At 59.4% G+C, this 12,155-nt stretch carries 12 protein-coding genes; 2 read left to right on the top strand and 10 right to left on the bottom strand.

Annotated features, from left to right (window positions below; all coding sequences use genetic code 11):
- Positions 1-108: 108 nt before the first annotated feature.
- Positions 109-951, top strand: coding sequence for a hypothetical protein (locus VNZ60_RS21620; protein WP_325662860.1), 843 nt, complete (start codon positions 109-111; stop codon positions 949-951).
- 390 nt (positions 952-1,341) lie between these two features.
- Here the strand turns inward: VNZ60_RS21620 and sctC are convergent, their stop codons facing one another.
- The 10 genes from sctC to VNZ60_RS21670 form a co-directional block, all read right to left on the bottom strand.
- On the bottom strand, positions 1,342-3,219 hold the full coding sequence (sctC, locus tag VNZ60_RS21625) for a type III secretion system outer membrane ring subunit SctC (protein WP_325662862.1): 1,878 nt from the start codon (positions 3,217-3,219) through the stop codon (positions 1,342-1,344).
- Positions 3,220-3,266: 47 nt separating this feature from the next.
- A complete protein-coding gene (locus VNZ60_RS21630; protein ID WP_325662864.1) occupies positions 3,267-4,727 on the bottom strand; it encodes a helix-turn-helix transcriptional regulator in 1,461 nt (486 codons plus the stop codon).
- A 144-nt stretch (positions 4,728-4,871) separates the two neighbouring features.
- Positions 4,872-5,729 (bottom strand): type III secretion system export apparatus subunit SctT, encoded by an 858-nt coding sequence (gene sctT, locus VNZ60_RS21635; RefSeq protein ID WP_325662866.1) that lies wholly within the window; start codon positions 5,727-5,729, stop codon positions 4,872-4,874.
- Positions 5,730-5,829: 100 nt separating this feature from the next.
- Positions 5,830-6,315: a hypothetical protein gene (locus tag VNZ60_RS21640; protein WP_325662868.1), complete on the bottom strand. Its 486-nt coding sequence runs from the start codon at positions 6,313-6,315 to the stop codon at positions 5,830-5,832.
- Positions 6,316-6,324: 9 nt separating this feature from the next.
- A complete protein-coding gene (sctN, locus tag VNZ60_RS21645; RefSeq protein ID WP_325662870.1) occupies positions 6,325-7,647 on the bottom strand; it encodes a type III secretion system ATPase SctN in 1,323 nt (440 codons plus the stop codon).
- Positions 7,644-8,402, bottom strand: a complete 759-nt coding sequence (gene sctL, locus VNZ60_RS21650) for a type III secretion system stator protein SctL (protein WP_325662871.1) — start codon at positions 8,400-8,402, stop codon at positions 7,644-7,646. The genes sctN and sctL overlap by 4 nt, the downstream gene beginning before the upstream one ends.
- Positions 8,387-9,094 carry a type III secretion protein HrpB4 gene (locus tag VNZ60_RS21655; protein ID WP_325662873.1) on the bottom strand — a complete coding sequence of 236 codons (708 nt, stop codon included), beginning with the start codon at positions 9,092-9,094 and terminating at the stop codon, positions 8,387-8,389. The genes sctL and VNZ60_RS21655 overlap by 16 nt, the downstream gene beginning before the upstream one ends.
- Positions 9,091-9,870: a type III secretion system inner membrane ring lipoprotein SctJ gene (sctJ, locus tag VNZ60_RS21660; RefSeq protein ID WP_325662875.1), complete on the bottom strand. Its 780-nt coding sequence runs from the start codon at positions 9,868-9,870 to the stop codon at positions 9,091-9,093. The genes VNZ60_RS21655 and sctJ overlap by 4 nt, the downstream gene beginning before the upstream one ends.
- 9 nt (positions 9,871-9,879) lie before the next feature.
- A complete protein-coding gene (locus tag VNZ60_RS21665) occupies positions 9,880-10,305 on the bottom strand; it encodes a hypothetical protein (protein WP_325662877.1) in 426 nt (141 codons plus the stop codon).
- Between the two features lie 10 nt (positions 10,306-10,315).
- Complete coding sequence (locus VNZ60_RS21670) at positions 10,316-10,786, bottom strand: HrpB1 family type III secretion system apparatus protein (protein ID WP_325662879.1); 471 nt, start codon at positions 10,784-10,786, stop codon at positions 10,316-10,318.
- Positions 10,787-11,081: 295 nt separating this feature from the next.
- Between VNZ60_RS21670 and sctU the strand changes: the two genes are divergently transcribed.
- On the top strand, positions 11,082-12,149 hold the full coding sequence (sctU, locus tag VNZ60_RS21675) for a type III secretion system export apparatus subunit SctU (protein WP_325662881.1): 1,068 nt from the start codon (positions 11,082-11,084) through the stop codon (positions 12,147-12,149).
- Positions 12,150-12,155: the final 6 nt, after the last annotated feature.

The raw sequence follows: 12,155 nt of genomic DNA on the forward strand, positions 1-12,155 counted from the left end.
CAAGGAGGTAAGTGCCGCTTTGAAAAAAAGACAGGAAATTATTTAACCGCATCGTTAAATGCAGGGCTACGCCTCGCATTCTGGTAATCAATCTAATGGGGAAACATCATGAGCATTTTTTCAAAAATCAAACACGCCTTTGAGAAGGTCGGGCATGACATCGAAAATGTAGCCAAGGCCGCCATCCACGACGTCGAAGGCGTCGTCAAAACGATGGAAAAAGACGTTGAACACATCTTGCAAGATACGATGAAGATGACTGAAGCGCTGATGGAGGGTCATTTCAAGGAAGCCTTGCAGGACTTCCTGAAGACTACGGATGACGTAGTCAAGGGCGCCGGCGACCTGGTCACGAAGGAAGCCACTCTGGCGATGAGCGCGCTTGGCGATTTACATATATCCAAAGGCTTGGACAAATTCGTCAGCGGCGCTGAAAAAGAGCTCAAGACAGTCACCGACGATGTCGAGAAAGGGATTGACTCGACGGTCAAGACGCTGGCCGACTCCACAGTCGGCATCGCCACCGGTTCGGTACAGATGCTGAAAGATCTTGCCCATGGAAACTTGAAGGCGGCGATGGGCGACATGATGAAGGTGGGTGAAGACCTGGCAACCGTGGCGGCCGATCTGACGCCGGAAGGACTGGCGGTAGACATGGCGAGCCAGGTAATGGTTGCCGCACATATCGGCAACGCCAAGATCGACGACCTGGTGGCCGGCGCAATGCATGGCAATGTAGGCGAGATGGTGAAAGGCGTCGAACAAACCGTCAAAAGTGAAGTGGTTTCGAAGCTTGAAGATTACGCGACGTCAAAACTGGCGTCGAATCCGAAAACTTCGGACGCGATTTCGAATGTCCTACCGTTTGTGGCATTGGCGCCTGATGTCAGCCGTAATCAGAAAAACACGGACAACAACCGCTCCTCGCATCACCAGCATTCATTCGCATGATCGACAATTGATCGATGCAGGCAACGCTGCGTCAAGACTGACTCGGATAAGCCAAAAGCATCCTTCCTGCGAAAGCAAGAAGGATGCTTTTTTTTGAAGCTGCCGGCTATTTCAAGGTCGATTTTTAGAAAATCACCAGCAAAGCCAAACCGAGCTAACTGGGGTCAGAGTGAACTTTCTGCGCGCCCTTTGCAGAAACTTCACTCTGACCCCACTTAGCGGACCACGGAGTACCAGCCTCATCGCTGAAGAGGTACAAGACCACCTGGTGCGCTGGGTCTTTCTCCGAACCCGTCATGTGGGGTCAGCGTCAAGTTTCGCGATGAAGCATTGCGAAAGTTGACGCTGACCCCAGATGACTCTTGCCTCGATAAGTTAAGACCCAGGACGCTAGCGCACCGAACTGGTCGAAACGTTCGCCGCGGACGGGCCTGACACAGCGATGATCCGCGGCGTCAACAGGAACAGCCGTTGGAAACGCTGGCCCTGGTGGTGCTTGAAACGGAACAGGCCGCCAATCAACGGGATTTTCGACAAACCTGGCACAGCAGTTTCTGCATGGTCATCCTGATCGACGGAGTAACCGGCAATCAGCAAACTCTCGCCGTTGTTGATCAGCGCCTGGGTGTCTATGGTACTGTTGTTGACAACCGGCAGCGTCCCAACCTGCTGCGTGCTCAACTGGCCATCCTCGATATGCACATTAAGGTGAATCTGCTCAGTGCTTGAAGTGGGCACGATCATCGGCAATACCCTGAGCGAAACGCCGGCCGATACGCTATACAGGTCCGCAGACTGGTAGCCGGAAACCGGTACATAGAAGGTTTGCTTGTTGTCCATGATTGCTTCGACATTATCCAGCGTCTCAACCTTGGGGCTGGCAGTGACGCGCGCCTGATCGCTTTGCTGGAGTGCGCTGACCCGCCCCAGCAAGTAACGCCCGGCGCCGCCGATCACCGCCGTCAGGACACCGCCTGCCGGCGTGGAGAGTATCGGACCGGTGCTGGTTTGATTCGCCGGATTGCCGAAACCTTGCGGATTGAGAGAGTCAGGATTTCCAGTCTGGGCCAGGGCGCCGTTGCCGGTCTGCACATCCATGTGGCCGGAATGCAGCCGCCAGTCGACACCTAGCTCTTTCAGCGCATTGTCGGTGATCTCGATGATAGTCGCATCTATTTCAAGCACGCCGGGGCGCTGGTCCAGCGATTCGATCAGCGCTTGAAAAGCCGGCATGTTTTCGGCCCGGTCGCGTACGAAAATCGCATTGCTGCGAGGATCGGCTTCAATCACCGGTCCGGCAGACGCCGCGGCTGCTTCGGCGGTGTTGCCGTCGGCGCGGCCAGTCACGGCGCCGGCGGGAAGCGGTGGAACTTCTGCCGCAGACTGGCGCGAACTATCGAGCCCGGGCAAGGTCGGCAGCGGCGGCCGCCCGTTAGCACCGGACGCAAGCGAATTGCCGCCGTTGTTACCGTTATTGCCGGTGCTGCGCAGGCTCTTCATGCGGTAGGTATCGCGCGGCGCCGGAGTGGCGTCGCCGGCTGCTCCCTGGCCGCCGCCGTTCGCCGAGTACAGGCCGCGCAGCAACGAGGCGACCCCGCGCACCGTCACGCCCTGGCCGTCGATTGTGACGGTACGGTCGGTGGCCCAGGCATAGCTCAGAGGAAAACGCTGCACAACAATCTTATCGCTCGGCGCCGAGGTTTGATCAATCAAGCGGGCCACATCGGACACCAGTTCTACGTAGCGCGGCGGCCCGGATGCGATCACCAATCCTGTTTCGCCGTCATAACGGACAGGAAACCGCCGATCCGCTATGCCAAGGCTGCCCAGCACGCGCCGCAGTTCCGCCACATTGCTGTGCTTGAGACTGATGGTTGCGTTACGGGCCTCGTTGGCGCCGGCGATACTGAGCACCGCGCCGTCGTAGTACCAGATGAAGCCGAAAGTATTGGCCATTTTGTCCAGGAACTGTTCTGGAGAACTGTCGAAACGACCTGACACGGAACCGTCGACATGCGAGGAAATCGAGGTCATGATATTTTCGCTGGCGCCAAAGTCGCGCAAGACATCCTTAAGATCCTTATGGTCAGCTACATACTGGAATCTCTGGCTTTTCCAGACCAGCGGCTGAGCGCCGGCGCTGGCCCCCGCCACACATAGAATCACCGGCAATACCCAGGAGATTTGTCGATACAGCGCGCTGCGCTGTCTGCGCAGATATGAAACCGCGCTGTGCGCTTGCCCGCACATCAGAGGAGTGTTTGTCATGAATAGGTATGAGAGAGATAGGCGGTTCGGGAGAACCGCCTCGGGATTCAGCCGTAGATGGTTTCGGATGGCGACTCGTTGAATTGCCGGCGATAGCCCTTGGCCAGCGCGGACCGGCTGCTGACGCCCCAGCGGCTGGCGGTATCGAAAATCGACGCCCCGGCCCAATCGCCGTCAAGCAAATCATTGCGCACGCCATCCAGCCGCAGACTGCGAATCACGTTGCTGGGCGAGACGCCGATCGATCGCTTGAACGCCAGCTGCAAGGCACGCTCGGTGACATCGACATGGGCGGCAACTTCGCGCGTGCTCAGATTTGCCCGGTTCAGGTTATCGACGATGTAGCGGTATGCGCGCCGGTATTTTGCCGGCAGGCGGGCCGAAACATCATCGCTCGCCGCCGTTCCGCTGTGCGTCCCGCCGTGTGCCTTGTCGAGTTGCCGCACCTCGACCGCCTCCAAGCGCAGGCATCGCAACGCTTCGCTTGCATATTTCGAATAGAACTGGAGCGCCTGGGCTGGATTGCCGCGCCGTACTGCGACTTTCGATGAGGCGTACAGAAACTCGACATTCCAACGTCGCGTTCCTGCTTCTCCTTCAGAGCGGTTGATCTTGACCAGGACGCGATCCGCAATGTCGTCGAGTCCGCCAGCCAGCGCCGCGAGTATGACGTCGAGCTTGGCAAGGAAACCCTGGCCGGCGCCGCCGAAGCGTTGCGGTTCGTCAATCGCGAAAAAAAGCCGGTCCGCCGCGCTAGCGTCGCCCTGCACCAGACGATCCAGCAAATTAAGGTATTCCCGGCGCTGCACGAATAACAAGGGCATGGGCGACATTACCGCAGTCTCCTCATGTACATGGCGCATGCGTGCAGCGCGCTCGCCGGCCGACTGCATGCTGGCGCTGCGCGCCGAAGTCCAGAACGCGTGATCGCCCAGGGTCGCGGCGCCGCGGATCTGCAGCTGCACGTCGAACTCTCTTGCCAGCAGCGCCACCAATAATCGCCAGCCAGGCTGACGATGTTCGTCGGCCAGTTCTGCAGCACGCAACAGCGCATCATCGGCCGCAGTCTGGTGGCCGATTTGGTGCTGGACCAGTGCGATCCCCAGCAAACCTTCCAGCACATCGCTGGTGCTGGCGGCCTCGTCGTTGCACATGCGCGTAAAACATTTCGCGCTGGCGCTGTAGCGATCGCGCAGCATCAGCTGCCAGCCGGTATTCCGGCAAGACATGATGCGCAGCCGGTCGCCATTGGCGCCGAGCAGTTTTTGTGCGCGACGATATGCCTCTTCGGCATCCTCGTCATGGCCAAGCAGCAGCGACGAATCGCCGAGCGCAATCAAGCGCGCAATATCGTCAGCCGTCAGATCGCGGCGGCTGCACTCAAGCACGTCGTCGACCTGGCAGTAGGCGCGATCGAAAGCGCTGTCGAGCAATGCGGTTGAATAGGCGGGAAGTTTATCTTGCAAAGAAAGCGCCGAGGTGAGCGCAAAATAGACGGTGGAAAACATGAACGTTACTCCAGTGTAGGTTGTCAAAAAAAATCAGACGATCCGTTGCCGGCTGCCGAATGAATGACACCAGCGACAAGTTCATCATAGGCGAAAGCAACACCGCGAATTTTCAACAAACAACATCTGATTCCACAACAATCTTCACTTCTTCAATGCATTTTCCGGCGCCGTTTTATCTTGTGGATTACCGACCATGCCGGCGCTTAACGCCCGACCGAAACCCAGAAATTTAATATCGTTCACAACCTGTCCCGCGAACACCGCCGCCAGCGCAATTACCATCACCAGGCCGACCGCGCCGCGCAGCGGCTGGCTCAGCGAGTTCGGCTCAAGTTTATCTGCCGCGCGAGAAATCAAGCCTATGCCGATTTCGATCAATACCAGCACCAGCATGATTGGCGTACCGAGTTTCGCGATGCCGGTCCAGATCGAGTCCGTGCGTTGAATCAGGAATGCCTCGGCGGTACTTGAGAGCGATGGCATAAGCTGCTCCACCGGCCACCATTTGAAAGATTCGAACAGAGCTCCGAGCACAAAGATCATGCCGCCGCCAACGTAAAACAAGGTGACCACAAGTTGCAGCAGCACCGCCGACACCGGCGTGCTTTGATCGCCGCGCAGCGGGTTGCTCATCTGTATGTTGTTGAACCCGGCAAGATCGTCGATCAGTGTGCCAACGCTCTGCGCGATCCAAAAGGCCGTGGCTGCGGAATAACCGAACGCCAGCCCAAGGAAAGCTTCCTTTGCCGTCAGGACCAACAGCGTCGCACTGTTTAAATTTTCAAAGGTTTCAGGATTCTGTCCCGCCGTTACAAAATAGGTGAGCAGATAGATGACGCCGTTGCGGGCTATGCCAGGTATCGCCTGATCGCTGGTGGGCGGAAACACGAGAAATACAATCATGATGCGCATGCCGGCGAGCAGCATCATGACGATCAGATTGTGATACGCCGTGTACAAGGACAGCAGCGTATTGCTCAAAGTCGTTAATTCATTCATCGTTATCTGCCTTGGGGGACTTCAAGAGTTTGATCGTTGCGGCGAAGGTCGAAATGATGCGGCAATGCATGTGCGAGGTCACCACAAATTCGCCGCGAGCTCACCTTAAGGCACGCCGCGCCAGCAGCGTTTCAATCGCTTCCTCGTCAGCGTTTTCCTCGCGGCGGCGGCGGGTTTCGTCTTCAATCTGTTTCAGCTTGTGCCGGCACTTGTCGAGCGCGGCGTCTATGCGGGAAAGCTTGGTACGCAACACTGCAACTTTGCGCTCCTGTTTTTCGAGGGCGTCGTGCGCCTGGCGCTCGCGCGCTTGCAGGGCCTGGACTTCACCGCGCAAATGACTGCGCCAGGCGTCATGGCTTAAATACAGTGCCGCGGACAAGCTTGCGGAGAGCAGCTCTCGCAAGCCATCTTCGTGAATGCGGCGGCGTTCGCAAGCTTGCGCCGTTTCCGCAACGGCTGCGGCGTGCGTGGCCTCGACCGCCAGCATGTCTTGCCGGGCAGCTTCGAGTTCATCCTTTGCGCGCTGCTGCCGCCGCATCTGCGCGGCAACAATTGCCCGCCATATTTTTGCGGCGTCAACGCTCATCGCGCGCCATCAGTTGGAAAACTGCGAAATGATCGCATGGGTATGCGCGCCCGGCGCCTCTTCGTCCGTGCCCTGGATCAGGAATTGTTCGATGGCGTCGTGATGCGAGATGGCCTCATCGGCCAGCGGATCGGCGCCCTGCTGATACTCGCCGATCTGCAGCAGCAGCTCGATCTCGTTGAACTTCGACATCAGCTTGCGCACCCGGCCGGCGCCGTTGCAATGTGCGCTGCTCGCTACCAGGGTCATTACCCGGCTCAAGCTATTGAGAACGTCGATCGCAGGATAGTGATTGCGCGCGGCGATAGCGCGCGACAGAACGATGTGGCCGTCGAGGATACCGCGTACTTCTTCGCTGACGGGATCGTTCCCTTCTTCGTCCTCGGCAAGCACCGTATAGAACGCCGTAATCGAGCCTACGCTACCCATGCCGGCACGTTCCAGCAAGCGCGGCAACTCGGCAAAAATGGAGGGAGGAAAGCCGCGCCGTGTCGGCGGTTCACCAGCCGACAAGCCGATTTCACGCTGGGCCCGGGCAAAACGGGTCAGCGAATCCATCATCAACAACACACGCATGCCCTGGTCGCGAAAATACTCGGCAATCGCAGTGCCCACGTAGGCCGCCTTGGCGCGCTCGATCGATGAGCGATCCGACGTCGCGCATACCACCACGCTCTTGGCCATGCCCTCCTTGCCAAGAATCAGTTCAATGAACTCGCGCACTTCGCGGCCGCGTTCGCCGATCAGCACCACCACATTCACGTCGCAAGCTGCGCCGCGGGCCAACATGCCGAGCAGCGTGCTCTTGCCGACGCCGGCCGGAGCGAAGATACCGACCCGCTGACCCTCTCCAATCGTCATCAAGCCGTCGATGACACGCACGCCGGTATCAAGCGGTTCTTCTATCATGCGACGGGTGAGCGGATCCGGGGCAGCCGCGATGACTGAGCGGAAATCTTTGGTCTCGATTGCACCCAGCTGGTCCAGCGGCTCACCCAGGCCGTCGAGCACGCGGCCCATGAGTGCCGGGCCTACCGGCACTGACAAGGGCCTGCCCTGCCCGACCACCCGGGTTGAACGCGATAAGCCAACTACGCTGCCGAACGGCGCCAGCAGCGCGAACTGGCGAGTGAAGCCGACCACCTCGGCGCGCTGCACCAGACGCCCGTCAGCTTCGCGCAGCTCGCATAATTCACCTAGCGTCGCGTCCAGGCCGCCCACTTTCAGCAAGGTGCCTATGACTTCGACCACCTTGCCGTGTTGCTTGAGCATAGGCGTCGCATCGAGCGTGGCGTCCAGCGTGTCGAGAAAACTATCGAAGCCGTCCATCATTCCATACTTTCATATTCGGCCAGCGCGTCGTCCTGGTCCAGCGGATTGTCGTCGTCGGGTTGCGGGAGTTGCGGCTGCGGCTCGGCAACCAGGCCGCTAACAGCGCGTCGCAGCGCATCGACATGCAATGAGAGACTGCCGTCGATCACGCCGTAATCCCACTCGCAGACGCAGCTGCCCGGCAGCAGGTCGGCGCGTCCCACGACTTGCGGGTTGACGCCCCATTGGTTGGCGCTGCAGGCCGCGCCGAAGGCGTCTCGTGCGGCGTCCAGGTCTTGAGGAGCAACCCGAACGGTCAAAAACGATGAATCTTCCAGCAGCCGGTCGACAGTTCCGGCAACCTGCGCGAACAGCGCCTTGGGATCGGCAGTACCGAGCACGCGTTCGACGCTACGCGTAACAATCTGCGCGATCCGTTCGCGGCTGGCGCTGAGCAACTGGCGCTGCGAAGCCGCCTGGCGCAGCATGGTTTCGTGCACCTCTGCCAGCCCGCGCTGGCGGCCGGCCGAGTAGCCCAGCCGCGCGCTATTGTCGAAGCGGCGCTGCGCTGCCGTTTCAAGCGTATCCGCCCGTTGCTGCGCCGCGGCTACGATGGCCTGGGCCGACGCTTCGGCGTCAGCTAGCAGTCCGGCATAACGCCGTTCGAGTGCGCCATGTGCTTGATCGAGGGCCACCATGCTGGCAAGTTCTGCGCTGCGTATCACGTCTACGTCGGGTCCGACGGACGGTTGTTCCGAGCTTAGCCAAATAGCCATTGCATCTCCGGAAAGAACGATCCTAATTTCGAAAAAAAACGCGCCGATTCAGCGTCGCTGGAAACCTGGCTGGGCGACGAGTGCTTATCCCGGGTGGCGCCTGGAACGCCTGCCACGGCAGCGCCAGCAATCTCGTCCAGCGCAAGTGTAGAAACCACCAGAGCAGCCGCAGCCGGGGCCAGGCCGGCATCCTCGGACTGGATCAGTTGCCAGCCATCGGCCGCCAGCGATGCTGCGGTAAAAGACTCCGGCAGCGGCGGCGCAGAACCACCGACAAGCGCATCCACCTGCTGCAGACCTTGCAGCGCATGCTCGCCGACCGCAGCGAGCAGCTGCTCGCGCTGGCTGCGGGCCACCAGCCGGCGCAGACCGGCCCGCGACCGGTACAGCGCACGCGCCGACAATACCTTGCGCAAAGCGGCGCCATCCAGCAAAGCAAGCCGGTTGACGCTCAGGCTCAGCTGGTCGATCGACACGGCGCCTGGCAGCCAGACATGGCGCGCGGCGAGCCATATCTGGACAGCGGCAGGAGTGCAAGCCTGGCGCCAGCGCTGGCAATGCAGTTGCGACTGGCGCGCCGCCTCCTCGCGCATCTTTGCTTCGTACCTGGCGACCCAGACATGCAGCTGGGCAAGCGTTGCTGGTCCGCTTTCCCTTGGCTCGCCGACGTGGCTGGCATCGCTGGCGTTCAAGACGGCTTGCTCCGCGAAACCAGGGCACGCAAGCCGCTTGGCGCCAGCTTGCGCAGCAGACCGTAGCGTCTGCCGGCAAACGCCAGCGCTGCGGCCAGAACTCCCGCCAACAGCAGCCCGGCGCCGATCAGCCAGGCGTCGCCGGTGTTGCGGCGCCCCGACCCCGCGGCTGGCAAGTCGGTGCCGGCCACCATCGTCACGCTGACGTTGTCGTAGGTCAGTCCTTCCACCGCATGCACCACCAGGTTCTTGATGCTAGGCACCAGCGAAGCGACGTCGGTTCCAGGCAAGTACTTGACGAATACTGCTGCCGACGACGGCTTGACCTCGGTTGCCAATGGGTCGTTATTCGGCAGGACGATCTGGACACTGGCGTAACTGACGCCGTCGATCCTTGAAAGCACCTCCGACAGCTGCTGCGATACCCCATAGATAAAACGCACCCGCTCTTCGGTAGGGGTGGAGATCAAGCCATCCTTCTTGAACATTTCACCCAGATTTTCGTGCTTCTGGTGCGGCATCCCGTGCGAGCGCAGCACGTTGATGGCGCGCGCAAAATCTTGCTCTTCTGCTTTCACCGACCAGCTTTTCCCGCTGTCGTCTTTCTGCTTGGATGCGGAAATGCCGGCGTCGAGCAGCGCCGCCAGCATGTCGTTGGCGTCGGCTTCGGATAATTGCGCAAACAGCTGCTCGCTGCAACCGCTGATGAGCACGACGCTAAACAGAGCGACCAGAACGATGCGGAGCCTGCGGACCAACGTTGGATAGTGTGGCATCTGGCCCTCCTACTGATTCTTGACCAAGGTCTGTATGGCGCCCTTGCTGCCTTGCGCAAGCGTTTGTCCCAGATAAAGCTTGGCCGTCAAGGTGGCAACGTCAAGCTGTACCTTTACCGATTGCGCAACCACCTCTTGCATGCTCATCTTGTCGGCGCCTGCTGCGAAGGCGTCGACCTTGTTGGTCAAGGTTCCCATGGCCTGGTCTTGTTGCGTAATCATTTGCGATACCGCAGAAGGTCCCTGGAAGTGCGTCACGCTTTGCGGCGAAAGGCGCGCTTGCTCGAACTTGGCGCGGAACTGTTCGACCAGATCGCTGCGCGGCGCCGGCGTCGGCGCCACTGCGGCTGCCGCGCTTTCCTTGGCAGCGCCCGCACCACCCTGCATTGCGGGTGTGCTTGAGATCGGTGGCAGTGGTGGAATTGTCATGCTCATATTGATCTCCTTAAGCCCGCAGATGCCGGTGTTGTAGCAAAAATTGCAATTGACTCTTATCGATCTGTGCCACAGCCGGCCGTTTCGCCGTCTTCTCGCCTGCCTGCCCCATCAGGGTAGTCATGAGCTCGATCGAGTCGGCATCCTCCTTGCCCGACATGACTTCATTTGCATAGTGACGCCAGGACTCATCGTTCTGATTGGCCAGGCAGATCGCCAGCAGCGAACTGACGTAAGGGCCGAACGATCCTCGCAAGGGTTGCTGCTCAAGCTCTCGCAACAGACGCACGGCGTCGGAGAAACGCTTCTGACGGATCAAAATCCAGGCGTCGTACGCGCGCAGCTCGATAAAACCCGGCCGCATCAGGTGCACCGCCGCCAGCAGGCGCTCGGTTGGCTCGATATAGTTGTGCTTGGCGCCGAACATCAATAGTTCGATCAGCCCCGTTAACAGCTCGTTACTGCAATTTCCCGTCTTCATATCCGGCTCCTCGAAGAAAAAAACCCGCACGCCGCCTTGAGAACAGCACGCACTACGCGGTAGGTAGTACCAGAAGGTAAATCAACCTCGCAGTGATTACCGCTGCAGATACGAACCGGCATCGCAACTAGCGAAACATCGCACTGAGCGACGAAGACCGGAAGGCTGGACAAGGACTTCCCGAGGACGGCAATACCCTCCTGCTTCGCCACGACGCGCATCGGTTCGCATTCGCGCTCTTGCCGCTGGCGCGCCGACTCAATAATCGCTGCACACCTTATTTCGGTATACCTCCATGTCCGACGAAAAAACCGAAGAACCCAGTGAAAAGAAACTGACCGACGCCCGGCGCGACGGCGAAACCTCGAAAAGCCAGGATTTGCCGTTTGCCGCAATTCTATTCAGCGCAGCGATCGGTTTTTCGCTGGGCGGCCCGGTCATGACAGAACAATTGCGTTTGCTGCTGCGCATGGGGCTCGACGTTGCGAATGCCCAATCGGAAAACTTTAGCTATACCGATGCGCTGGTGACTGCCGGCACACGCGGCTTGGCTATTTGCCTGCCCATAGCGCTGCTCGCCGCACTGATTTCGGCTGCCGTGATTGCGGCGCAAGTCGGCTTGCAACTCGCCTTCAAGCCGCTGGAACTGAAATTCAATTCAATCAACCCGGCGTCGGGACTGAAGCGGATCTTTTCGATGCGCTCGATGATAGAGCTGGCCAAAACCGTGGTCAAAGCTTGCATTTTGAGCACGGTACTGTGGAAAACCGTGCTGATACTGATGCCCTTGCTGATCGGGGTCGTGTACCAGCCGATCCTGGGATTGGACAGTATCGCCTGGGGCGCTTTATGCAAGATGCTCGCCATCTCTGCCGTGGTTTTCCTGGTGATAGGCACGGCCGACTTTGCTATCCAGCGCTGGTTGTTCATCAGGGATCACCGCATGAGCAAGGATGAAGTCAAACGGGAGAACAAGGAAAGCAACGGCAATCCGCAAATCAAGCAAGAGCTGCGCAAACTGTCAAAGGAACTTGCCAACGCGCCGCAGAAATCGCATGTGGGGCAGGCCAATGTGGTGGTTGTCAACCCGACCCACTACGCTGTCGCCCTGCGCTACGTGCCTGAAGAGTGCGGCTTGCCGCGCGTCATCGCCAAGGGAACCGATGACGAAGCGCGTGTCATCCGTGAACTGGCGGCTCTGCATGGCGTTCCGATTGTCGGCAACCCGCCATTGGCGCGCGCGCTGTATCTGGTTGCCCTGGAAGAAACCATCCCCGAACCCCTTTTCGACGCGGTAGCAGCAGTGCTGGCCTGGGTTGACGATATGGGCAAAGGCCACAACACAGCTGTCAATCCAGCTTGAAGGAGA

This window comes from Collimonas sp., from assembly GCF_035566375.1.
Lineage (GTDB): Bacteria > Pseudomonadota > Gammaproteobacteria > Burkholderiales > Burkholderiaceae_D > Collimonas.